At 72.5% G+C, this 23,263-nt stretch carries 21 protein-coding genes; 7 read left to right on the top strand and 14 right to left on the bottom strand.

All coding sequences use genetic code 11. The features are described 5' to 3' along the window. Window positions 1-29: 29 nt before the first annotated feature. From AB0435_RS01160 to AB0435_RS01145, 4 genes are read right to left on the bottom strand one after another with little or no spacing between them, the layout of a single operon-like run. Complete coding sequence (locus tag AB0435_RS01160) at window positions 30-521, bottom strand: hypothetical protein (RefSeq protein WP_366002040.1); 492 nt, start codon at window positions 519-521, stop codon at window positions 30-32. Then, entirely contained in the window at window positions 521-1,192 is a 672-nt protein-coding gene (locus AB0435_RS01155; RefSeq protein ID WP_366425884.1) for a hypothetical protein, read from the bottom strand. Before AB0435_RS01155 ends, AB0435_RS01160 begins: the two co-directional genes overlap by 1 nt. After that, complete coding sequence (locus tag AB0435_RS01150) at window positions 1,189-2,238, bottom strand: hypothetical protein (RefSeq protein WP_366425883.1); 1,050 nt, start codon at window positions 2,236-2,238, stop codon at window positions 1,189-1,191. Before AB0435_RS01150 ends, AB0435_RS01155 begins: the two co-directional genes overlap by 4 nt. Before the next feature lie 9 nt (window positions 2,239-2,247). Next, the gene (locus tag AB0435_RS01145; protein WP_366002043.1) at window positions 2,248-4,080 is read right to left on the bottom strand and encodes a type IV secretory system conjugative DNA transfer family protein; all 1,833 of its coding nucleotides are present in this window, start codon (window positions 4,078-4,080) and stop codon (window positions 2,248-2,250) included. Window positions 4,081-4,507: 427 nt separating this feature from the next. Here AB0435_RS01145 and AB0435_RS01140 point away from each other — a divergent pair, with 427 nt between their 5' ends. Beyond that, entirely contained in the window at window positions 4,508-6,127 is a 1,620-nt protein-coding gene (locus tag AB0435_RS01140) for a translation initiation factor 2 (protein WP_366425882.1), read from the top strand. Window positions 6,128-6,200: 73 nt separating this feature from the next. Here AB0435_RS01140 and AB0435_RS01135 read toward each other — a convergent pair whose 3' ends face one another. After that, window positions 6,201-8,273 (bottom strand): NB-ARC domain-containing protein, encoded by a 2,073-nt coding sequence (locus AB0435_RS01135; protein ID WP_366425881.1) that lies wholly within the window; start codon window positions 8,271-8,273, stop codon window positions 6,201-6,203. 121 nt (window positions 8,274-8,394) lie between these two features. Between AB0435_RS01135 and AB0435_RS01130 the strand changes: the two genes are divergently transcribed. After that, window positions 8,395-8,817: a hypothetical protein gene (locus AB0435_RS01130; protein WP_366425880.1), complete on the top strand. Its 423-nt coding sequence runs from the start codon at window positions 8,395-8,397 to the stop codon at window positions 8,815-8,817. Window positions 8,818-8,898: 81 nt separating this feature from the next. On the opposite strand, the gene AB0435_RS01125 is transcribed toward AB0435_RS01130, so the two are convergent. The 5 genes from AB0435_RS01125 to AB0435_RS01105 form a co-directional block, all read right to left on the bottom strand. After that, window positions 8,899-9,768 carry a methyltransferase domain-containing protein gene (locus AB0435_RS01125; protein WP_366002047.1) on the bottom strand — a complete coding sequence of 290 codons (870 nt, stop codon included), beginning with the start codon at window positions 9,766-9,768 and terminating at the stop codon, window positions 8,899-8,901. A gap of 158 nt (window positions 9,769-9,926) precedes the next feature. Then, the gene (locus tag AB0435_RS01120; RefSeq protein WP_366002048.1) at window positions 9,927-10,622 is read right to left on the bottom strand and encodes a hypothetical protein; all 696 of its coding nucleotides are present in this window, start codon (window positions 10,620-10,622) and stop codon (window positions 9,927-9,929) included. A gap of 117 nt (window positions 10,623-10,739) precedes the next feature. Then, a complete protein-coding gene (locus AB0435_RS01115) occupies window positions 10,740-11,186 on the bottom strand; it encodes a rodlin (protein ID WP_366002049.1) in 447 nt (148 codons plus the stop codon). Between the two features lie 223 nt (window positions 11,187-11,409). Further along, entirely contained in the window at window positions 11,410-11,808 is a 399-nt protein-coding gene (locus tag AB0435_RS01110; RefSeq protein ID WP_366002050.1) for a rodlin, read from the bottom strand. A 224-nt stretch (window positions 11,809-12,032) separates the two neighbouring features. Then, a complete protein-coding gene (locus AB0435_RS01105) occupies window positions 12,033-12,734 on the bottom strand; it encodes a DsbA family protein (protein WP_366002051.1) in 702 nt (233 codons plus the stop codon). Window positions 12,735-13,247: 513 nt separating this feature from the next. On the opposite strand from AB0435_RS01105, the gene AB0435_RS01100 reads away from it, so the two are divergent. After that, window positions 13,248-13,817, top strand: coding sequence for a TetR/AcrR family transcriptional regulator (locus tag AB0435_RS01100; protein ID WP_366002052.1), 570 nt, complete (start codon window positions 13,248-13,250; stop codon window positions 13,815-13,817). 5 nt (window positions 13,818-13,822) lie between these two features. Here the strand turns inward: AB0435_RS01100 and AB0435_RS01095 are convergent, their stop codons facing one another. Continuing rightward, the gene (locus tag AB0435_RS01095; protein WP_366002053.1) at window positions 13,823-14,497 is read right to left on the bottom strand and encodes a ScbR family autoregulator-binding transcription factor; all 675 of its coding nucleotides are present in this window, start codon (window positions 14,495-14,497) and stop codon (window positions 13,823-13,825) included. 245 nt (window positions 14,498-14,742) lie between these two features. Here AB0435_RS01095 and AB0435_RS01090 point away from each other — a divergent pair, with 245 nt between their 5' ends. Then, the gene (locus AB0435_RS01090; protein ID WP_366002054.1) at window positions 14,743-15,804 is read left to right on the top strand and encodes an alpha/beta hydrolase-fold protein; all 1,062 of its coding nucleotides are present in this window, start codon (window positions 14,743-14,745) and stop codon (window positions 15,802-15,804) included. 72 nt (window positions 15,805-15,876) lie between these two features. On the opposite strand, the gene AB0435_RS01085 is transcribed toward AB0435_RS01090, so the two are convergent. After that, window positions 15,877-17,052 (bottom strand): alpha/beta hydrolase-fold protein, encoded by a 1,176-nt coding sequence (locus AB0435_RS01085; RefSeq protein ID WP_366002055.1) that lies wholly within the window; start codon window positions 17,050-17,052, stop codon window positions 15,877-15,879. A 215-nt stretch (window positions 17,053-17,267) separates the two neighbouring features. Between AB0435_RS01085 and AB0435_RS01080 the strand changes: the two genes are divergently transcribed. The 3 genes from AB0435_RS01080 to AB0435_RS01070 all read left to right on the top strand — a co-directional run bounded on the left by AB0435_RS01080 (window position 17,268) and on the right by AB0435_RS01070 (window position 20,872). Continuing rightward, window positions 17,268-17,816 carry a GNAT family N-acetyltransferase gene (locus AB0435_RS01080; protein ID WP_366002056.1) on the top strand — a complete coding sequence of 183 codons (549 nt, stop codon included), beginning with the start codon at window positions 17,268-17,270 and terminating at the stop codon, window positions 17,814-17,816. Between the two features lie 88 nt (window positions 17,817-17,904). Further along, the gene (locus tag AB0435_RS01075; RefSeq protein ID WP_366425879.1) at window positions 17,905-19,254 is read left to right on the top strand and encodes a carotenoid oxygenase family protein; all 1,350 of its coding nucleotides are present in this window, start codon (window positions 17,905-17,907) and stop codon (window positions 19,252-19,254) included. Window positions 19,255-19,507: 253 nt separating this feature from the next. Then, complete coding sequence (locus AB0435_RS01070; protein ID WP_366425878.1) at window positions 19,508-20,872, top strand: VWA domain-containing protein; 1,365 nt, start codon at window positions 19,508-19,510, stop codon at window positions 20,870-20,872. A 153-nt stretch (window positions 20,873-21,025) separates the two neighbouring features. On the opposite strand, the gene AB0435_RS01065 is transcribed toward AB0435_RS01070, so the two are convergent. Continuing rightward, window positions 21,026-22,219: a HAMP domain-containing sensor histidine kinase gene (locus tag AB0435_RS01065; protein WP_366002059.1), complete on the bottom strand. Its 1,194-nt coding sequence runs from the start codon at window positions 22,217-22,219 to the stop codon at window positions 21,026-21,028. Continuing rightward, on the bottom strand, window positions 22,216-22,869 hold the full coding sequence (locus tag AB0435_RS01060; RefSeq protein WP_366002182.1) for a response regulator transcription factor: 654 nt from the start codon (window positions 22,867-22,869) through the stop codon (window positions 22,216-22,218). Before AB0435_RS01060 ends, AB0435_RS01065 begins: the two co-directional genes overlap by 4 nt. Window positions 22,870-23,263: the final 394 nt, after the last annotated feature.

Below are 23,263 nucleotides of genomic sequence, written 5' to 3'. Positions count from 1 at the left end.
CTCCCCGCTCCATGCCTCGAACTCCCCCGTCACAGATCCGTGGCCCCCGTCACGCCACGCAGTTCCTGCAGAAGCTGTTCCGCGTCGTCACGGCTGATCTCCACGAGGTGCGGGGGATCGGATTTCCGAGCGTCGAAGAAGTCGAGAACAGTGGCGGTGGGTCCCCACGAGTCGTCCATCTTGAACGCCTCGTCGTATACCCTCTCGGGGCTCGGGCGACGCCTGACGACCGTCGTGGGCGGCTCGCCGGTGCGCCAGTCCTCCTCGTCCGTGTACCGGGCCCAGTACCGCACCCACCCCTGCCGGTCCGCCTCCAGCGCCGCCGCCCGCTCGGCCGTGACGGCGTGCAGCTTCTCCGCCACCGGCGGGTAATTGACGTTCGTGTCCTTGACGTTGTGCCACTGCCAGTCCAGCAGAGACAGGTACTCCCATTCCGCACCCGACCGCCGCCACAGTCCGTCGGGGCGCTCCAGGGTGTAGCCCTTGGAGACTTCCGCGAAATACTCGTACTGATCACTCATCAATGACCTCCCTTTCCCGACTTCATGCCGTACCGCCCGCTCTGCACCAACTCGGCCGCCTGCTCGTGCGCTTTCGAGAACTTCACGTCCTCCGCCGCATCGCGCACCCGGCCCGAGCGGTAGAGATCGTAAAGGAGACGGTTCTCCGACTGGACCGAATAACTCGCGTCCGTGTGAAACCTGATCTCGAACCGCTGCTCTCCGCCCGGCCGCTGCCAGGCCGCTCGGAATCCCTTGTAGAGGGGGTCCTCCCAGGTGTTCCGTTCCGAGCCGGGTACGAGCTCGAAGCCCTGCTCGTGCAGGAAGGCGTACGCCTGCTGGACGCCCGCCGTGTAGTGATCGGTTGCGAGCACGAGCGTGTAGCGATTGAGGTCACTGATCTTGCGGGCGAATGCCCCCACATCGACACGGAGCCGCTTTCGCGCGGCGGCCTGGCGGCGGAAGGCGAGAAGGCCCTTGAGGCGGTGCTGCTTTCCTTCCAGCCGGGCGCCGTACGGTTCTCCCGACCGGGCCACGAAGGTCTCCAGGACGGTGTCGAGTTGGCCGTGGGCCGCGCGTGCCTTTTCCCAGCGGGCCGTGACGAGGCTGTTCTCCTCCGCCGTCAGCGCCAGCGGACGGACGTCGTCGGCGCGGTCGTCCCGCCAGGCACCGGCCGGCTTGTCGGTACTCACAGTTCCGTGTCCCCGTTCGCCAGCCGTGCCGCCTCCGCCGCGTCGATCCCGACCAGGTGCGGCGGGTCGGAGGGCCGGGCGCTGAGGAAGTCGTGGACGGCGTCGGTCGGCTCCCAGGCGCCGTCCGGGCCGTACGCCTCGTCGAGGATGCGCTCCGGACTGCGGCGCCGCCGGACCACCGTGGTCGGCGGCGCGCCGGCCCGCCAGTCGGCCTCGTCGGTGAAGTGGGCCCAGTACGTGACCCACGACTGCCGGTCCGCGGCCATCTCCAGGGCGCGTTCGGCCGGGAGCGGGCGCAGGATCTCCCGGCGCACCGGCAGCTCCGCCGCGGCGTGCCACTGCCAGTCGAGCAGGGAGAGGTACTCCCAGCTGTCGTCGGCGCTGCGCCACAGGCCGTCCGGCCGGTCCTCGGTCCACCCCTGCGGGACCTCGGCGAAGAAGGCGTACCGCGCGTTCTCCAAGCGGCGGCGCTCGGCCTCCGCCTCGGCAACGCGGGCGCCGAGGGCGGCCGTGTCGGTGGGACGGCCGGGGCGGTCCGGGGAGTGGTCCGTCTCGCACTCGCCGAACATGTAGTTCTGCCGGACGCGCTCGACCGTGGGCCACAGCCACATCTGATGCCAGTACGCGAGCTCGGAACCGCTCCGGGTCGGGTCGGCGTCGGCCTCGACCGCCGCGCACCAGGCCGCGCGGAGGGCGGCGAGCTCCTCGACGACACCGCCGTGCTCCGGCCAGCAGGGCCAGATGCGCAGGTGGAGCTGGGGGGCGTAGTGCCGCCCGAACCAGTCGAGCCAGTCGGCGAGGTCCCGCCAGTCCCGCTCCGTGGCCCGCAGCGACCACGGGAGGTGACCGCCGTTCCCGGAGCCCCCTGAGCCCCCGAAGCCGCCGGAGGCCGCTGCCTCCAGGGCGTTCAGGCGGTCGAGGATCTCGCCCAGGATCTCCTCGACCTCGCCCTGTTCGCGCTTGACGCCCAGGGCGAACTTCTTGATCTGCTCCTCCAGGCCCGCGCGGTAGGCGGCGAACTCCGAGGCCTTCAGTGCGTCGTCCACGGGGTGCTCCTACTGCTGTTCGTACGGCGTCGGGCCGATGCGCGCGGCGCGGGTCGCCAGTTCACCGGCGCGCAGCGCCCGGCCGTCGCGGCTCTGGTCCCACGGCTCCAGCTCGACGATGACGCCCGGCGCGCCGCGGAAGAGGAGCAGGGCCTGGCCGTGCGGGAGCTGACGGATCTCCTCGGGGCGCAGGATGCGGCGTTCGCGCTTGACCTCGGAGGTGGTGTGGCCGAAGAGGCGCTGGGTGTCCCGGGAGGTGGAGAGCTCGGCCAGCTCGGTCTCGCCGATCAGCTCGGAGAAGCGGCGCAGGGCCTCGATGTCCTTGAGGCCGCCCATCACCAGGGACGCGGCGGCGTTGTCGAGGAGCGTGGCGGCCTCCTTGTCGCCCCAGCGCAGACCGGCCTGGGCGAGGGACTGGAGGGCGTAGACGAGGTGGATGCCGTAGCCGCGCGCGTCGGAGGCGAGCGAGGGGAGCTTCGGGAGCGGGGCGACGTTGGCGACCTCGTCCAGCACCAGGCGTAGGAAGGGGTCGAGCCGGCCCGAAGGCGTCCGGGGCGCGCGGCGCTTGGCCGCGTCGACGACCTCGCCGAGCAGCATGGTGGTCAGCGGCGAGACGTTGGTCGAGGCGTTGGAGTCGCTGATGAGGACGAGCGTGTCGCGGGAGGCGACGAAGCGGTCCGCGTCGAAGACCGGCACGCCTTCCTGGGGGGTCACGCAGCGCAGCACCTTGCGCAGCGCGAGGGGCTCGATCTGCGCGGCGAGGGTCTGCCGGGTGGAGGCGACGGTCTCGTCGGCGCCCGTCGAGACGGACCGCAGCAGGACGTCCCAGCCGGGTTCGGCGCCCGGGTGGTCGGTGAGGATGGCGCGGGGCTCGCTCGCCTTCTCCAGGTTGGTGGCCCAGCGCAGCACGTGCTCGATGGTGCGGCCCTCCAGCGCGGCCGCGTGCAGCAGGCGGGTCAGCGCCGAGGAGGCCGTCTGCTGGAAGAAGCCGGCGTTGGTGGAGGAGCCGTCGTCGGCGCCCATGCCGACGGAGAAGGACAGCGCGCGCGACGTGGCCGTCTCGCCGTCCTGGCAGCCGGCCACCGGGTCCCACACCATGCGCTCCGGCCAGCCGACCGTGTCGAGCGGGTCGAAGACCCACACCTTGCCCTGCCGGGAGCGCGGCTGGGCGATGACGTCGAGGACGTCGGCGCGTGTCGAGGTGACGACGAGCGGGCCGGGCGCGTCGAGGCAGGCGGGGATGACGACGTTGCGGGACTTGCCGCCGCCGGAGGGGGCGATGACCGCGATCGAGTCCTCCGGCGTGGCGACGAGCGGCTGTCCGCTGCCGAGCTGCCGGCCCATCCGCCAGCCGAACTCCCGCAGTTCGGCGCGGGCGACGGCCTTGGGGTCGTAGCGGCCGTCCTTGCCGGAGAAGCTGGTGGCGCGGGTCTGCGCGGCGGCCGCCCGGGCGCGCGCCTCGCCGAGGTTGTGGCGGGCCTCGACGGCGGAGGCCAGGCCCTCGCCGCCGGCGCCTCGGGAACGCCGCGCGCGGGCGCGCACGGCCAGCGTGATCAGGGCGATGGGTACGGCGATGAAGGCGAGCCAGACGCAGACGGTGACGGCGGGCGAGGCGGCGTGGATGCCGTCCTCGCCCAGTCCGTCCAACGGCCGGTGCAGGGCGAGCGCCTTGACGGTCGAGGCGACGTCCGACACAGCCATGCCGTCGGCGGTGGCCACCAGGGCCAGATGCCAGGTGGCGAAGAGCCCCACCACCAAGGCGACGCCCTTCGCCAGGGCTATCTCGCCCTGGGGCCCCGCTCCCTTTTCCCGCTTCCGCCCCGACTCCCGTGCGTTCGCCACGCGCGGCCCCCGTTCTCACCTGCGTTCAAGGCCCCTGACGGTAACACCCCCGATTCGCGCCAAAGCCGCAGCTCAAAGGTCTGGGCCTGGCTTGCGGGCGCGGGCGGTCGGGCGCCCCGGGAGCCCGCGTTTCCCCGCCGGTACGATCAGCGGCATGCCGCAGGAGGCCCTCGACGATTTCGCCCGGTCCAGCAGGAACGACGGTCCCTTGACCGGCATTTCAGGTAGAATCAACAGTTTTCGGACAGCCGGACAGCCGGACAGCCGGACAGCCGGACAGCCGGACAGCCGGACAGCCGGACACCCGGACAGCCGGACACCCGGACAGCCGGACACCCGGACAGCCGGACACCCGGACAGCCGGACACCCGGACAGCCGGACACCCGGACACCCGGACCCCCGGACACCCGGACACCCGACCGGACCGTGCTCATCGCCGTGCGTTCGGCCGGCGCCCTGCACCGGCTGCTCGACGTGCTCCCCGTCTTCGAAGGTGACGGGCGCATCGCCGTCCGGTTCACGCTCGTACCGGGGTCGGCGTTCGACGTGGACGCCCTCGCCGCCCTGGAGCGGTCCGACGCCCGGACCGAAGGCTGGGAGCAGGCACTCGCCCGCAAGCACGACCTCATACTGACCGCGAGTCCGAAGGGCGCGCTGCGGGTCCTGTCCGGCCCCCGCGTGGTGATGCCGCACGGCGCGGGCTTCAACAAGTCGCTCAGGGAAGAGGGTTCGCCCCATCTCCCGTCCGGCCTGGACCCCCATTACCTGCTCGCCGACGGCGAGCCCTGGGCCGACCTGCACGCGCTGGCGCACGGCGAGCAGCTCGACCGCCTCACCGAGCACTGCCCCGCGGCCGCCGCGCGGGCGTCCGTGGTGGGCGATCCGACCCTGGACCGGCTGCTCGGCTCGCTCGCCCACCGGGAGGGCTACCGCTCCGCCCTGGGCACGGGCGAACGGCGGCTCATCGTGCTCACGTCCACCTGGGGCCCGGAGTCGCTGCTGGCCCGTCGGCCCGACCTGCCGCGCGAACTCCTCGGCCGGCTGCCGCACGACGCCTACCAGCTCGGCCTGATCCTCCACCCCAACGAACACAGCCGCACCGGCGCCTTCGACCTCTCCCGCCGGCTCGCCCCCGCCCTGGCGGCGGGTCTGGTGCTGGCCAGGCCCCACGAGGAGTGGGCCGCGCTGCTCGTCGCGGCCGACGCCGTGGTCACCGACCACGGTTCCACCGCCCTCTACGCGGCCGCCCTCGGCCGCCCGGTCGTCGGGGCGTACGACGGCGGGAGCGAGCTGATCCCCGGCAGCCCCATGGCGGCCATGCTGGCGTCGGCCCCCAGGCTCACAGAGGGTCTGCCGGCGGCCCTCTGCGCGGCGGAGGCGCGGGACACCCGCCGTTTCGCGGACGCCGCCTTCGCCCGGCAGGGCCAGTCGCTGCGACGGCTCCGGGACGAGCTCTACCGGCTGCTGAGGCTCCGGCCGCCGGCGGTCCCCGTGGCCCCGCACCCGCTCCCCCGCCCGGCCACCGTGCCCCGCCGGCCCGCGGCCTTCGCCGTACGGACCCAGGTCTCCGGGCGCCGGATCGGCGTCGAGCGGTTCCCCCCGGACACCTCCGAGGCCGTACGTCATCTGGCCGCCGAACACCCGGAGGCGGACACGCGCCACACGCAGACCGCGGCGGTGCTGTGGCGCCGGGCCCGGAACGCCGCACCGGCACCGCACAACAGCGCCTGGACGGCGGCCGGTTGGACCGAGCGGATCCTGGACGAAGCCCCGGGGTGCCGCACCGCGGCCGCGATCCTCACCCCGGAGCGGTGCCTCGTCCGGCACCGCTCGGCCGGTCCGCTCAGTCTCCACATCGAACCGTGCCGGACCGCCGGACGCGTCCTGCGCGCCGACCCGGCCGCCGTCGTCTCGGCGGTCCACGCCTGGCTGGGCGAGACGCCGCGGTGGACACCACCGGTGACGCTCGTCTGCGACACCGGCCCGCTCACGGTCCGGGTGCGCCTGACCCCGGCCGACGAGGCGGACCTCGCCTACGAGCTCTGACAGCGGCGATGTTCGTGGTGCCGCCGCTGGTGGGTCCGGCCCGAGCTCCGACCGAAGCCCGATCAGGAACCGGTCAGGAGCCGGTCAGGCCGCCCGCGCGGTCGGCCAACGCCCGTGCCGCGGCCCGGTGTCCGGCCGCCTCGGCCGCCGCGCCGCGCTCGTCGGCCAGCCCCGCGAGCTCCTCCAGCACGCGCGCCTCGTCGACGGCGGAGCCGCGCTCGCGGGCGCTCTCCAGCGCGGCACGCGCCAGGCCCTCGGCCTCCGCCGCCCGCCCCGCGCACCGGAGCGCCCGGCCGAGCTCGAATCCGGTGCGGGCGGTCATCCGCTCCCGCTGCTGCTCCCGCGCCATCCGGTGCGCTTCCTCCAGCGAGCCGACCGCCCGCCCGACCTGACCCTGGCGCAGGGCGGTGCGACCCAGCAGGTACGTCTGGAGGAGCACGCCGTACGCGTTCCCTATCGCCGTGTGGATCCGCCGGGAAGCCTCGAAGTCCGCGGCGGCGCCCGCCAGGTCACCCTTGGCGAACTTCAGCAGACCGCTGAACTCCACTGCCGAAGCCCTCAGTCTGCGCTCCTCATCGGACTCGCCCAGGGCCTCGGCGGCCTTCAGAGCGCGGCTCAGGTGTTCCGCGGCCTCGTCGTACCGCTGCTGCTCCCACAGCGGCCTGGCCAGCTGGCAGCGCGTCCGGACCATCGCCGGCAGGTGTTCCAGCCGATCGGCGGCCGCCACGCCGGTCGCGAAGGCGTCCGTGACGTCCGCGTAGTGCGGATGGTCGAGGAAGTGGGTCCACAGCGGCTCGCACAGCGCCCACGCGTCCTCGTACAGCCCGCTGTCGAAGGCCAGCCGGACGCAGCCGTACAGCGCGAGCCTCCGCGACTCCAGCCATCTGAGCGCGTCCGGCTTGGTGGAGAACTCGGCGTCGGGGACACCGGCGACGGCCTCGGGCAGCTCCGCGAGGGTCATGCGCGGGCCGGCCGCCGTCAGGTCCGCCCGCGCGGCCTGGCGGCGGTACCAGCGGATCAACGCGCGCCGTGCCACGTCTCGTTCCGCCCCCTCGGGGTCGGCCTCGCGCGCGCGGCGGTCGGCGTGGCCGCTCAGCAGGTCGTGCATCCGGCAGCCCTCGGGCCTGTTCTCCAGCAGGCCCGCCGACTCCAGCTCCTCCAGCGCGTCCACGGCCCGCTGCTCCCCGGCGCCGAGGAGCGCGGCGGCCGCCGGTGCCGTGACGACCGGCGCGGGATGGAGCGACAGCAGGCGGTAGAGCCGGGCGGCCTCCTGGCCCAGGCCCGCGTACGCCGCGTCCCACACCGCCTCGACCATGGGGATGCCCTTCTCGCGCAGCTCCGCGGTCAGTTCCTCGACGAGCCGGGACAGGCTGCGTCTGCGGTACTTCCGGACCCACTGGCCGGCCACCTTGAGCGCCGCAGGCAGTCCGCCGCAGCCGCGGACGAGCGCGGCCGTCGCGTCCGGTTCCGCCGGCAGCCGGTGGTCGTCCACGATGTGCGCGAGGAGCCGCGCCGCGTCCTCCAGGGCGAGGGGGTTCACGGGCACCTCGACCGGTGCCGTGCCGTCGAGGTCGTAGAGCGCCCCCTGGCTGGTCACGATCACCAGGCTCCCCGAGGAGGCCGGGAGCAGCGGTACGGCTTCGGTGCCGTACCGGGCGTTGTCGATGATCACGATGAGCCGCTTGTCGCGGGTGAGCGTCCAGTACTGCTTCTTGCGGCCGGCGAAGGACCGCTCCAGCCATTCCGCGGTGACGCCCAGGCCGGTCGACAGCTCCGCGACGGCGTCGGCGACCTCCACCACGCCGTCCCGGCGCAGATCGTCCAGATCGACGTACAGCACGCCGTCGGGATAGCGCCGGCTGAGCCGGCGGGCCACGTGGAACCCCAGAGCGGTCTTGCCGATCCCACCGATGCCGCTCAAGGCCACGACCAGCGGGGAGCCGTCGCCCGCGTGGCTCTCGGCGGCCCGCGCGATGCGCTCCTGCTCGGCCTGCCGGTTCACGAAGTGCGCGAGCGCGGGCGGCAGCTGGAAGGGCACCGGCCGGTCGGACGCCACGGCACCGTGCAGGTGCAGCGCTTCGATGCGCCCGGCCTGGACCACCACGTCCGCTCGCCCGTCCAGGCTGTTGTGCGTCTCCTCGGCCATTCCCCAACTCTACGGGCCACTCCTCGTGCTGACGGGCCGACGGATCGCCGGAACAGCCGCGTCCGGTGGGTCGCGCGCTTCTATGGTGGCTACAACCGACGACCACCCAGGGAGCGTATCCATGGACCCGATCACGGCGGCGGCCCTCACCGCACTGGCCGGAGGGCTGGGCGGGGAAGCCGCCCGTCAGGCATGGCAGGGGCTCGCCGCCCTCGTGCGGCGCCCGTTCGCGCGGGGAGGGACACTCGACGCGGCCCCCGGCGTGAGCACGGGGGAGCCGGAGCTCGCCTCCCTGGAGGGTGCCCCGGCCGATCCGGTACGGGCACAGGCGCTGGCCACGGCCCTGGGCGTCCGGGCAGCCCTGGACGGCGAGTTCCGGGCGCTGCTCGACGAGTGGTGGCAGCGGGCGCAGGCGACGCAGTCGGCCGGTGACGTGCACAACCACATCAGCGGCGGGACCCAGGCCGAGGTGTTCCAGGGCAGGGACTTCTCCGGCATCACCCTTCACGTGCACCGCGACGCGGGACCCGCGGACCGGCGCTGAACACCCCGCGAGGTGCCCGGCGGAGCCCCGGACCGTCGGCCCGGTCCGGGGCTCCGCCGGGCACCGGGCCACTTATGCCGATTACGCCGCCGGCTTGCGGAGCACCGCCATGAAGAAGCGGGTCTTGCGGATGAGGGTCTCCTGCGCGCTTCCGAGCCCGGCGATCAGCCCGTCCACGAACTCCGCTCCGAACCGCTCCGAGAACTCCGCCCGCCGGGAGTAGACCCCCAGCGCGAACACGTTCATCGTCATCGCCAGATTCGCCGACAGGTCCTTCAGCGACAGCGTGTGGAAGCCCGTACGGCCGACGATGTCGAAGAACTCCCCTAAGCGGGGCGGGACGTTGGCGGCGTAGACGGTCTCGAAGAGCGCGGTCTCGGGCTCGGTGAGCTCCTCGGTGACGACCGATTCCAGGACCATGAGATCGCCACCGGGCTTCAGGACCCGCCAGGCCTCGCCGAGGGCCTTGACGCGGTCCATGTGGCAGAGGCTCTCCACCGCCCACGCGCAGTCGAACGACTCGTCCTCGTAAGGGAGTCGCATGGCGTCGGCGACCTCGAAGGTGAGACGGCCGGAGAGGCCGTGCTCGCCCGCGAGCCGGTTGGCGACCCCGATCTGCTCCTTGCTGACGGAGACGCCGGTGACCGAGACACCGCGCTGCTGTGCCAGCCGGAGGGCGGTGCGGCCGGTGCCGCAGCCGATGTCCAGGACGCGCTGCCCCTCCTTGGGGTCGAGCGTCTCGATGAGGTAGTCGGTGTACCGGTCCTGCGCCTGCGACGACATGGCCGCCAGTTCCAGGCTCTGCGGGACGGGCGCGTCCGGCGGGAACCACAGGCCGCAGTGCACGCTCTGGCCGAGGGTCAGGTGGTACACCTCGCCGAACTTGTCGTACCAGTCGCCGACCTCGTCGGCGGTGACCTTCAGCTGGGGGGTTGTTGTCTCCTGCGGCACAGTGCGTTCCTTCCGAGTGCGACATCGACGGATCGCCCGGGCCGGACATGACGGTGCTCAGCTACGATCACCGGCCCTCGCCCGGGAGATCCTTCAGCACCCCGCGGAGGCCGGACAAGGTCGCCTGCCACCGCGAACGGACAGTTCAGGCCACCGTCTCACTCGTCCTCGTACGCCGCTTCCTCCATGAGCCGCTCCGCGATGTCGTCGGCCCACGCCTGGGCCCAGTGGCGGAGTTCGCCGACAGCGGCCTCGTCCAGGCCCTGGGCGGTGAACTCGCCGTCGTCGATCCATTCGGCCCCGGCGAGGCGGGCCTGGAGGTCGGTGAGGTCGAAGTCGGCGTCGCGGGCGTGGCGGCGGCCGAGCTCCTCCAGTTCGACGGGGGACCAACGGGCGGCCGCGGCGCGCACGTCGACGAGGCTGCGGGCGAGCCCGAGGTCGGCCAGGGCGCGCACCTCCAGGCCCACGACGTCCTCGACGGCGGGCACGGGCCCGTACTCCGTGGGTACGGCGGGCCGCCACAGGGTCTCCTTGCGGAGGTCGACGGCGCACTCCTCGCCGGTCGTGGGGTCGGCCACGGTGAGCCGCGCCGCGAGGGGACCGGCCGAGACCGGCCGCACCCGCCAGCCCCGCTCCTCCAGCCCGGCCCGCAGTGCCGCCGCGATCGCGTCCATGGGCCGGGGCGCGTCGGTGACGAACTCCAGGTCCCGGCCGGGCCGGCCACCGAGCCCGTGCGCGCGCACGGCGTGGGCCCCGGCGAGCACGACCGGCGCGGGCGCGCAGGCGGCCACCACGTCGGGCGACAGCCGCCGGTGCAGCCCTTCCGGAGGGGGCGGGGGCATATCGGGCAGCATGATCGCGATTATGTCGCACGGGCGGCCCGGAACAGCGGTGCCCGCTCCGCGCACCCGTACGCGCCGAAAGCCGCCCCCGGGTCGGCCCGGGGGCGGCTCGTTCAGGTGTTGGCCGGGTCAGCGACCGTGGTGACCGCCGTGACCTTCGTGGCCGAAGCCATGGCCTTCGTGGTCACCGTTCCAGGAACCGTTGTCGGACAGGATCGGGATCTCGTCGAGGATGTGCGACAGCGGGTCGTCCCCGTCCTGGATCGTGGAGTTCTCGGTGCACTGCTGCTGTTGCTGCGAGGACAGGATCGGGATGTCCTGGAGGCCGACGTTGAGCAGGCCGATGAGCGACTGGGCGCCGAGCTTGCCGATGCCGAGGCAGGGCTTGTTGAGCGAGCCGTTGATCAGCCCCATCTGGGGGCTCATATAGCCGCCGGTCCAGGTGTTGCCGTACATCTGGCCCGCGCCGTTCGCGTTGGAGACGTCGTGTCCATTGCCCACCGCCATCGCCGGGGCGGTGGAGACGCCGGCCGCGGAAGCCACGAGCACCGTGGTGGCCACTACTTTCTTGATCACGCTATTCCTTCGCTCTGGTCGACGACTTACGGGAGCGCCCTGGCTAACTCGGAATTCCGGCGGAGGTTATTCGGCTTCACTCCTTCAGCCCACCACGCGGCCCGATCAGAATAAAAGCGCGCGGTGCCACGCACCGGGAATCGCGACGAAAAGCCCCCCTGCCGCGGGGCCCGCACACCCGCGGCAGAGGGGGCTTCTCGTGCATCCGGTGTCGTCCGGGGGCCTACAGGCCGCCGTTGCCGGAGCCGTTGCCCGACAGGACCGGGATCTCGGACAGGATGTGCGACAGCGGGTCGTCCCCGTCGTTGATCGTGGAGTTGTCGGTGCACTGCTGCTGCTGCTGCGAGGACAGGATCGGAACGTCCTGGACGCCGACGTTGATGAGGGCCAGTACGGACTGGACACCCAGCTTGCCGATACCCAGGCAAGGCTTGTTGAGCGTGCCCTGGATCAGGCTCATCTGCGGGCTTTCGACGCCGCCGGTCCTGGTGTTCCCATAACCGGTCCTGGCTGCGTTGCCGTTCGCGACGTCCTGGTCGTTGCCGATCGCCAGCGCGGGGCCGGCGAAAGAGCCGACCGCGGAAGCCGTCATCGCGGCCGTGGCCATTACCTTCTTGAGCACGTCTATGCCTTTCGATCGTGTAGCGCCCCCACTGGGAAAGCGTTCTGAATAACTCCGGCCTTTTGGAGAGGTTCCGGGCTTTCACTCATTCGAGCCAGTGGGCTCGCTGCACGTATTACTGGCACATCGCGGGACGTATTACTGGCACTCTTATGACCGGCCGGGCCGCCGATAAGCCATGACGCCGGCGAGCGTGACATGGCGATAAGGCCCGCACCACGACGTCAGCAGACGGCACCGACGGGCGCGGGCGTGCCCGCCGTGCGCGCGGGGGCTCCGGACAGGGCTTCGTAGAGCGCGCGTTCCGTCTGCGGGCCGCACAGCACACGGTCACGGATCCGGAAGAGCGGCACCCCGGTGACGCCGTGGCGGCGCATGCGGTCCAGTTCCTCGCGCAGGGCCTCGGCGTCCGGCTCCTCGTACGGCGTCGTGCCGCCGCCCGGAAACCGACGGAGAAAACCGTCCGGTCCGGATGTGCTTCCGGCGGTTTCCAGGCCGCACTCCTCGGCCAGGGAACGCAGCACGCCGGGGTCGCCGATGTACAGCCCGTCGGTGAAGTGCGCGCGGAAGAGCCGCTCGACCATCGCCTCGGCGCGGCCCTGCGCCTGCGCGCGGGCGATGAGCAGATGCGCGGCGAAGGTGTTGCCGACGACAGCCCGGTCGTAGTCCAACTCCAGCCCCTCACGGGCCGCTTGGCCGGTGGTGCGGGCGATCTGGGTCTCGGCGTACGGCCCGAAGAGCCGCTGGAGCACCGGCACCAGCGGCTGCGCCACGTTGGGCGCGGCCGGCGCGAGCTCGTACGGACGGAAGGTCAGCTCCACCTCCCGGCCCGCGGCGCGCAGCCGTCCGGCCGCCCGTCGGAGGCGGGTAAAGCCGATGTAGGAGTGGACGCAGATGACGTCCAGGACCATATCCGCCTTCACCATCGGAACCCCCAAAGCGCGGATTTACCTACCGTCGAGCCACTGAACAGGAAAGTAAATCAGCAACTTGCCGGGCGTCAAGTATGGTTTTGCGGTCTCATCACCCGGCACGGAGGCGCCTCCCGGGAGCCCCGGCACCCACGAGCGCCGCCCCGCCCGCCGGTCCGCCCGCCGCGTCCCGTACGCGCCGCGCCGTGCCCGCGCGCACCTGGTCGGACAAGCCCTGGGTGGCGACGGGGAATTGAAGGAAATTGAAGGAAGGCACGGAGACCACGGAGCCCACGACAATGTACGTATTGCGTGCCGGTGGTGTCGCGGTCGCCGTCACCGCCCCCGCCGCGGAGGTTTCCTGCGGCATGATCTCCACGCCCGCTCAGCGTGTGCGACGGCGACCCGGCCCGTTCCGCTCATGTGCGGACGGGCGCGGTGGGACCCGCGAGGACAGGCTGCCAACTTGCCGGGCGTCAAGTAGGTTCGGCTGAGGGCGGCAGCTTCACGACAACAGCAGGAGAGACCATGGGCAGCACCCCTCAGGCGCGCAGGAGCGACACCCGTGAGCGCATCCAGAAAACGGCCCTGGACCTCTTCGTCTCACGTGGTTACGAGAAGACGTCGCTGCGGGAGATCGCCGAGGAGCTCGGCGTCACCAAGGCAGCGCTGTACTACCACTTCAAGACGAAGGAGGACATCCTCACCGCGATCTCCGAAGACCTCGGCCGCCCCGTCGACGAACTCATCGCCTGGGCCGCGGAACAGCCACCGACCCTCGATACCCGGCGGGAGCTGATGACCCGCTACAGCGCGGCCCTGAAGTCGGCCATGCCGATCTACCACATCCTCCAGGAGAACCAGGCGACCCTGCGCGACCTGGCCGTCGGGCGCACGCTGCGCGGCCGCGTGGAGGACATCTCCCGGCTGATGCACACCGGGGACATCGACTTCGGCACCCACGTCCGCGTCGCCAGCGCCCTGCTGACCGTCCACTTCGGGGCCTTCACGCTGGACCAGCTCGGCGGTACGGACGAGGAGAAGCGGCAGGCGCTCCTCGAAGTCGCGCTGGAGACCCTCGGCGCCCCCACCGATTGACACTTTCAGGCGACCCCGACCGGGGCGACGGCGCGCTGCCGCTCCAGCTCCGCCAGCGCGCGGGCGCCCCGGCCGGGGGCGATGTCGAGCCGGGCGAGCACCGCGGGCACGGCCACCCCGGGCATCAGGTGCTCGTAGAGCACGATGGCCCGCCGCTCCAGGTCGGCGCGGCCGCAGACCGTCTGCGAGAGGGCGTTGATGCCGCCGTACGCGGCGACGATCAGCTCGGCGACCTCCGACGGCATGACGTGCGGCAGCACCTCGCCGCGCTCCTTGCCCTCCATCAGGGTCCGGGTGTGCAGCTGGGTCCAGTCGTCGAAGCGGGCGTCGCGGTCCGGTGCCGTCGCGCTGTGCTCGATGGACAGCCGCACGCAGCCCCGCAGCACCGGGTCCACCAGCAGCCGGTGGGTGAAGATCATCCCGATGTCGACCAGCTCCTGCATCTTGGAGGAGCGCGGCAGTTCGGGGCGCAGCGCAGTGACGGACATCCGGGTCTGGACGACGGCGCGGGCCAGGTCCTCCTTGGAGGCGAAGTGGAAGTACAGCGCGCCCTTGGTCACTTCGGCGCGGGCGAGGATCTCGCTGATGGTGGCGGCGTCGTAGCCCCGCTCGTCGAACACCACCGCGGCCGCTTCCAGGATGGCCCGCCGCGTTCTTATCGCACGGTCCTGCTTTGCCACGGTACGCCTCCGCATCGCTGAGGGACCCGCGCTCCGCGTCCTGAGCGGCAGGGCGGATCACTGACCGCTGTCGCTGCCGCCGGGTTCCCGCGCGCAGCCGCGGCGTAGAGCGTATGCAGGACACCCGCGTCAAGGGAGGAGAGCGAACCAGCCATCGTGACCGGCACCGTGGCCCGGAAGGGGGTTGACTAGGGTCCGGTGCCACCGGCCGCGGCCGGTCCGACGAGCCGAGGGAGCCCGTAGGGATGAGCCTCACCGGGAGCGCGTTCTTCGCGCTGCTCATCGCGGCGACCGCGGTCGCCGTGCTGGCGACGCTGCTGCTGTGGACGAGGATCCCCGGTCCACGCCCCCTCGCCTGGCTGGCGCGCGTCGTGCTCATCGGGCTGTGCCAGGTGACCGCGATCTGTGTGGTCGCCACCTGGATCAACAGCAGCTACGGGCTCTACGCGTCCTGGGACGACCTGCTGGGGCGGCCGAGCGGCGCGGGCCCGGTGTCGATGCCCGGCCCGCCCCCGGAGCGGGCCCGCTTCATCCGCGGGGACGCCGGGATACAGGAGACGTACGTCCGTGGGCGCGCCTCGTCGCTGTCGGGGCAGGTGATGGTCTGGACCCCGCCGCAGTACGACGACCCGCGCTACCGCAAGACCGCCTTTCCCGTCGTTCTGCTGCTGCACGGCGTCCCCGGTTCGCCGCAGTCGTGGATGGAGCAGGGCCACATGCCCGGTGACTTCCAGAAGCTGCTGCGGGACGGGACGAGCCGGCCGTTCATCCTCGCCGTGCCGATCATCAATCCCGGCGGCGTCGACACGGACTGCTCGGACACCACCGGGCACAAGGTCGCGACCTGGCTCTCCTCCGACGTCCCGGACCTGATCAGGGACCACTTCAGGACGGGGAAGGGCCCGCGCTACTGGGGGCTGCTCGGCATCTCCACGGGCGGCTACTGCGCGGCCAAGCTGCCCTTGCAGTACCCCAAGGTGTTCGGCGCGGGCGCGGCCCTGGACCCGGATCCGCTGACCGGTGACCGGGGCGTCCTGGCGGACGAGCAGCTGCGGCTGCACAACAGCCCCATGTGGCTGGTGGCCCACACCCAGGCCGACGTCGGCCTCTTCCTCGCGACCTCGCGCCAGGACCGGGACAGCCCGCCCTCGTACATCGAGGAGTTCCAGCGGGCGGCGGCCGGCAGCAAGGTCCGGCTGCGGACGATGCTGACGCAGCGGGGCGGGCACAACTACAACACGTGGATCTCGATGTACCCGGCGGCGTTCGACTGGCTGGGCGAGGAGCTCGACAAGGGACCGGCATAAAGGGAAAAGGCGTAACGGAAAAAGGGGGCCCTGTGGGCCCCCCCTTTTCTGTCTTTTCCCGTCCATCAGAGGTCAGCTGTTGACGTCCTGCGGGAAGACCAGCTGCTTGCTCATCCACTCCAGGCTCGGCGAGATCTCCCGCCGCCAGGTGGTGAAGTTGTGGCTGCCCTCGTCCAGGATCATCTTGGAGGCGAGCATCGGCTCCTTCACCGCCTTGAGGAACTTCTCCGTCTCCTTGTAGTTCTTCTCGCCCTTCTTGCTGCTGGTGACGAGCACGGAGACCTTCGGCACCGGCATGTTGCCCAGCCGCCAGATCAGGTCGTGCTCGCGCTCCCGCTGCTTGCCCTCCTCGCCGCTGCCGAAGAGGTTTCCGGTGGTCAGATCGTTCTTGATCTTGTAGTCGGCGGAGAGGGCGGCGGCCGCGGGATAGACGGAGGGCTGGCGCATCGCGAGTTCCAGGGCACAGGTGCCGCCGGAGGAATAGCCCATGGCGCCCCAGGCGCTCGCCTCGTGCCCGACGCGATAGGCGCTGCGCATGGCCTCGGGCACGTCCTTGGTGAAGTACGTCTCCGCCTGCGGGCCGCCGGGGACGTCCACGCACTCGGTGTCGCGCGGCGGCGCGATCGTCGGCCGGAGCATCACGATCACGGTCGGCTGCATCTTCTTCGCGGCCAGCAGCTCGCTCGCGGTCTTCGGGATCTGGAGGTATTTGGAGAGGTTGTCGATGCCGCCCGGATATCCGCTGATGGCCACGATCACGGGGAAGCGCTGGCGCTCGTACTGCTTCTGGAAATACTGCGGCGGCAGATACACGAACGCCGGCTCGACGACATTGGCGCGGCGCCCGACCAGGCGCACCGACTCGACCGTCCCGACCTGGTCCTTCGGGCCGTCCGGCAGGCCCATGCGGTCACCGCTCTGCGAGCTCGCGGGCCGGATCAGGCCGCCGCCCTTGGCCGTGTCGACCGTGCCGTTGCCGGCGTCGGTGACCGCCGTGACCTGGCCCGGCGACCGGTCGTAGCGGCCGAGCAGCTGGCCCCAGGTGCCGTAGAAGCTGTTGGCGGAGTTCACCGCGAGCAGCACCACGGACATGATCGCCAGCTGGGTCACCAGGATCGAACCGAGCCGTCCCAGCACAGGCAGCGCGCCGCGCCCGGAGAGCCGGGGCCAGAGCCATACGGTGAGGCCGACGCACAGCACGGCGACGAAGACCACCGTGTACAAGAGTGACCGGCTGGTCAGGCCCATGCGTCTCTCAACTCCCTGCCCCCGTGGTGGGTACTCGTGTTCGGTAGAACGATGCTCACCGGTAAAGAGGCCGGATTGGGCGGAGAGGGTTGCCCTGCACCCATTTCTTACCCTTCTCTTGGCCTGCCCGTGTCCTGGACGTACGGCACCGTTACCGCGCCGGAAACCGCCTGTCCGGGGGGTGGGTGACGGCCTCGCTGGGCAGGAAAGGGCGCATGGGCGACGTCTTCTTGCGCAGGTTGAGCCGCTGGCAGTCCGACCAGTACCGCGAGCAGCTCGCGGATGTGCACACAGCGGCGTACGGGGGCGCGCCCGGCGAGCCCTCCTCCGCCCGCTCCCGCTTCCGGGAACGCCTCTCCGAGGACTCCGCGCGGCCCGGCTTCGACCTGGTGATCGCCGAGAACCGCGGGCCGGTCGGCTGCGCGTACGGCTATCCGCTGGCCCGTGACAGCGACCGCTGGCACGGCTTCGACGGGCCCGTTCCCGCGGACCTCGCGGAGCTGACGGCCGCCGGGCGGGTCTTCCTCGTCGCCGAGCTGATGGTGCTGCCGCGCCACCGCCGCCAGGGCATCGGCCGCCGCCTGCACGACCGGCTGCTCGCCGGCAGCGGGGCCGGGCTCGCCGCGATGCTGCTCTCCCCGGCGGACGCGCACGGGGACGGCGCGCACGCGGCACGGCTGTCGTGGGGGTGGACGACCGCGGGCAAGCTCTCGCCCGGCGGCGGGCTCGTGCTGGAGGTCTTCACCCGGCCGCTGCGGAGGTGAATCCTCCATGCCGGAAGGTGCGGGAGGGCGCCGCCGGAGGGCCTGTACGGCTCTGGCCGAACGGGACGTTCCCCGGGATGGTGGAGGCATGACGGAAACCCCCGCGAATCCCTGCCTCAGCGGACTCTTCGCGCCCGTCCACGAGGAGATCACCGCGATCGACCTCCCGGTCACCGGCCGTCTTCCCGACTCCCTGCGCGGCCGCTATCTGCGCAACGGCCCCAACCCGCTCGGCGCCCCGGACCCGGCCACGTACACCTGGTTCAGCGGGGTGGGCATGGTGCACGGCGTGCGGCTGCGCGACGGCCACGCCGAGTGGTACCGCAACCGCTGGGTGCGCTCCGACGAGGTCGCCGGGCGGCTGGGGGAGAAGCTGCTGCACGGCCCGCGCCACCTGGGCATGGACTCCGCGCCGAACACCCACGTGCAGTGCTTCGCCGGACACCTCCTCGCGCTGGTCGAGGCCGGTCCGCTGCCGTACGAGCTGGACGAGGACCTGTTCACGATCGGCCCCTTCGACTTCCACGGCACGCTGCCCGGCGGGCTGGCCGCGCACACCGTCGTCGACCCGCGGAGCGGCGAGCTGCACGCCGTCGCGTACTGCCCGGCGCTGCCGTACGTGCAGTACCTCGTCGCCGGGACCGACGGGCGGATCCGCCGCAGTGTCGACATCCCGGTGGACGGCCGGCCCGTGATGCACGACTTCTCGCTGACCGCACGGCACGTCCTGCTCTACGACCTGCCGGTGGTCGCCGCGGATCCGGCGGAGCCGGGCGGCGCGCCCGCCCACTGGGACGCCGAGCGGCCCGCCCGGCTCGGGGTGCTGCCCCGGAACGGCGGCGCGCGGGACGTCCGCTGGCTGGAGGTCGACCCGTGCTACGTCTTCCACCCCATGAACGCCTACGAGCGCGACGGCGTCATCACCGTCCACCTCGTCCGCTACGAGCGGGTCCTCGACCGGCGGGACGCGGCCACCGTGCGGCACCCGCCGCTGCTGGAGCGCTGGACGGTGGACCTCGCGGCCGGGACCGTGCGGCGTGCGCGGCTGGACGACCGCGAGGTGGAGTTCCCCCGGGCGGACCCGCGGCGGCTGACGGAGCGGCACCGCTTCGGTTACGCGATGGCGCAGGCCGCCGCCGGTGACGGCCGGCGGCTGGGGGCGGGGCTGCTGAAGTACGACCTGGAGCGCGGCACGAGCGAGGAGTTCCGCGTGCCTCCGCACGGCGACGTCGGCGAGGGCGTGTTCGTCCCCTCCGCTCCCGGCGCGGCCGAGGACGACGGGTGGGTGATGGCGTACGCGTACGACCCCGAGCGCGGGGCCTCGGACCTGGTGGTGCTGGCGGCCCAGGACTTCGCGGCGGGACCGGTGGCGCGGGTGCACCTGCCGGTGCGGGTGCCGCTGGGCTTCCACGGCAACTGGATCCCTGACGGTGTGTGAGAGTGCCGCGCGGGTAGGCGTAGTGGGAAGCACGGCTGCTCACGGGTGCTCAGGAGCGCTCAGGGTGAGCCCAGCTGGCGCAACCGGACGCGGGGGCCGTCCCCCGACGGTGTCGGGCGCGGGACGGCTTACGAGGGTCTGAGCACGCCGGGAGGGGCGTGACGGCTAGCCTTACGTAGCCATCCGGACCCGGGATATTCCCCGACACTCCGGACATTTCATAGCTCCCGAGACACGTGAAGGACTGCTCCCCATGGGCATTCGGAGTCTGCTGCGGAACGCGTTCGGCCGGTCCAGGACAGCGACAGCCGAGCGCGACGAACCCAGCCTGCCCCAGCAGAACGCGGGACGGCCGGCCGGAGCCGACGGCACGGAGCCGGCCGCCGGTGCGGCCCCCGCCCCGGAGAAGGAGCCCGCGGTGGTCGTCCCGGGGCCGTCGGCGGAGCCGATGACCGTGCCCGCGCCGAGCCCTGACACCGCGTCGGCTTCCGTCCCGGCCCCCGCGTCGGAACCCGCGCCCGCCGCCGCGTCCGTCCCGGCCCCCGCGTCGGAACCCGCGCCCGCCGCCGCGTCCGTGCCGGCGCCCGCCTCGGAGCCCGCCCCGGCCGAGTCCCTCCGTGCGCCGCTGCCCACGCAGCCGACCACGGAGCGCGTGCCCGACCCCGGGCCGCTGGGACCCACGCCCGGTCCCAAGCCGGACCCGCTGCCCCAGCCGGAGCCCGGGCCGACGCCGATGCCCTCCCCCAAGCCCATCCCGGAGCCGGACCCGGTGCCCACGCCGCTCCCCTCCCCGCCGGTGGAGCCCGAGCCGACGCCGCGCCCGGTCCCCAAGCCCGAGCCCGCCCCGGGCCCGTCGCCCGAGCCCCAGCCCGCGATGCCGCCCCGCGACGCGGAGGCCGGGAGCGCCGTCAGCCTGGAGAAGGTGGAGCGGACCGCGCCCGCGCTGGTCAGCCTCTACAAGAGCGCGGCGGTCTCACTGCGGAAGCAGGGGCTCACGGGACAGCGGGCGGCCGTCTATCTGGTCCTCGACCGCTCGGGCTCGATGCGCGAGTTCTACAAGAACGGCACCGTCCAGCACCTCGCCGAGCAGGCGCTGGGCCTCTCCGCCCACCTCGACGACGACGGCACCGTCCCGGTCGTCTTCTTCTCCACCGACGTCGACGGCACGGCCGAGCTGGACCTCGGCGACTACGAGGGCCGGATCGAGGAACTCCACAGCTCCATGGGCCACATGGGCCGCACCAACTACCACTGGGCCATGGAAGCGGTGATCGAGCACTACCGGAAGTCGGGCGCCACGGACCCGGCGTTCGTCATCTTCCAGACCGACGGCGGCCCCTACAGCAAGCCGGCCGCGGAACGCGCCCTGTGCGAGGCGGCGAAGCTCCCCATCTTCTGGCAGTTCGTGGGCTTCGGCGACCCGGAGAGCAAGGGCTTCGACTTCCTGCGCAAGCTGGACAACCTCGCCGTACCGGAGAAGCGCGTCGTCGACAACGCGGGCTTCTTCCACGCGGGCCGCGACCCGCGCGCGCTGACGGACGCGCGCCTCTACGAAGAGCTGATGGTCGAATTCCCCGAGTGGCTGGCGGAGGCGCGCGCGGCGGGCATCGTGAAGTAACTCCGCCGCCGGACGGGCTTGGTGATGCGGACCGCGGCTTCGAGCGCGCAAGGGGATCGCGACCACATCGACCACATCAAGCCCGTCCGGCGTTTGAGGACACCGCCGCGCAGCGGTGGTGCGCACGGGACGGCCCGCGGCCGAGGCACAGGATCAGCCCGCCACGGCCCCCGCACCGCCACCCGCGGGGAACCGCACGGTCACCCGCAGCCCGCCGCCCCGTCGCGGGACCGCGTCCACCGTGCCGCCGTGCGCCCGCGCGATGGAGCGGACGATCGACAGGCCCAGGCCCGTGCCGCCCCCGAGCCGTTCCCGCCCGGTGCCCCGCCGGAAGGGCTCGAAGAGGCCGTCGACCTCCTCCGCGGCGACCTCGGGGCCGGTGTTCGTCACCGTCAACGCACCCGGCCGTACGCGCACTTCCACGCTCCCTCCCGGGTGGTTGTAGCCCACCGCGTTGCGCAGCAGATTGCCGGTCAGCTGCGCGAGCAGGACGCGGTTCCCGGTGAGCGGGGAGGGCACGGCGCGCGTCTCGACGCGTACGCCCTCCCGTGCCGCGCGGTCCGCGACGGCCGCGGTCTCCTCCGCCACGACCTCCGCGAGGTCGAGCGGCTCCCGGCGCTCCAGGCCGCGCTCGCTGCGGGCCAGCACGAGCAGGCCGTCGATCAGGTGCTCCGAGCGCCGGTTGGTCTCCAGCAACAGCTCCTTCGTGCGCGCCAGTTCCTCGGGCGGCATCCCGGCGTCCAGGCCGACCTGGATGGCGGCCCGCTGGGTGGCGAGCGGGGTGCGCAGTTCGTGGGAGGCGTTGGAGACGAAGCGGCGCTGGCTGTCGAAGGCGCCCTCCAGCCGGCCGAGGAGCGCGTCGATGGTGTCGGCCAGCTCCTTCAGCTCGTCGTCCGGGCCGCGCTGTCCGATGCGCTCGTGGAGATTGCGCTCGGAGATACGGCGGGCGGTGGCGGTCATGGTGTGGACGGGCCGCAGCACGCGCCCCGCCGTCCACCAGCCGACGCCCACCGCCAGCAGCGCGGTGAGCAGGAGGGCGAGCGCGGACCACAGGACGAGCTGGTGGGAGGCGGCCGCGCTGACGTCCCCGGTGACCTGGTAGATCGTGGACGGGGCGAGCCTCGTGGCCTCCGGCCCCCGGAAGGGGACGGCCGTCGCGTCCGGCCGCAGCGTCTCCGCCGGCAGGGCGGTGCGGGCGATGACGGTGGCCTGCTCGCGCGTACCGGCGCGGGAGAGGACGTTGACCGTGGCCAGCAGCAGCGCGCCGAGCACGAGGAAGACCGCGCCGTAGGCGGCGGCGATGCGCGTACGGGCGGTGAGCGCGGGTCCGGGAACGCGGAACCTCACAGCGCGTACCCCACGCCCTGGACCGTGCGGATCAGCGGCGGCTCGCCGAGCTTGCCGCGCAGCTTGCTCATCGCCACGCGGACGGCCCCGGTGAAGGGGTCGGCGTGCGCGTCCCAGGCGCGCTCCAGCAGTTCCTCCGCGCTGACGACCGCGCCCTCCGCCTCCAGCAGGATCTGGAGCAGGGCGAATTCCTTGGGGGAGAGGTCGAGGTCCCGCTCGTCGCGGGACGCCGTGCGGCGCACGGTGTCCAGCCGCAGCCCGGACCGCTCCAGCACCGGCGGCGCGGGACGGGCGCTGCGGCGGCGCAGCGCCCGTACGCGCGAGACGAGCTCGGGAAACTCGAACGGCTTGGGGAGATAGTCGTCGGCCCCCAGGTCCAGCCCGGCGACGCGGTCCTCCATGCTGCCGGCCGCGGTGAGCATCAGGACGCGGGTGCGGGAGCCGGACGCGACGAGGCGGCGGGTGACGTCGTCGCCGTGCACGCGTGGCAGGTCGCGGTCGAGGACGACGACGTCGTAGTCGTGCAGGTCCAGATAGGCGATCGCGGCGTCGCCGCTGTAGACCGTGTCCACGGCGAACCCGGCCCGGCGCAGGCCGGTGGCGACCAGCTCGGCCAGCATTTCCTCGTCCTCGGCGACCAGCACCCGCATGACGTTGTCCATCCTTGTCGGCATTCACCCCCCTTCCAGCATGCCTGCGGGTCTACCGCACGGGATGTTTCGCGGATGTCTCCGTCGCCGGCGCTCCCACCTCGCGCCCCTGCCGCGCGCCCGTTCGCGGCGGCCGCCTCCGCGACGGGCCGGAGCGTGCGGCTCCGGACCGCATGCCTCGCGCGCCCCCTCGATCACCTCCGGGCGCCCCTTCACGGTGGTGACGCCGGTGCGATCGAGTGACTACCCTAGGTAGTCGTAGGATCACTCTTCGGATCTATCAGTCATTCATCAGCCGTCCAACGGGCTCCGCGCGGCGGCGCGAGCGGGGCACGACCGAGTCTCGAGGCCGATGAGAGCCGATGAGAGGGGGAGGGGAGCTCGGGTGGCGGGA

This window comes from Streptomyces sp. NPDC051173 (assembly GCF_040689515.1).
In the GTDB taxonomy this organism is placed as follows: Bacteria; Actinomycetota; Actinomycetes; order Streptomycetales; family Streptomycetaceae; genus Streptomyces.
The sequence above is the reverse complement of the archived record's forward strand: the minus strand, read 5'-3'. Positions and strand labels throughout refer to the sequence as shown.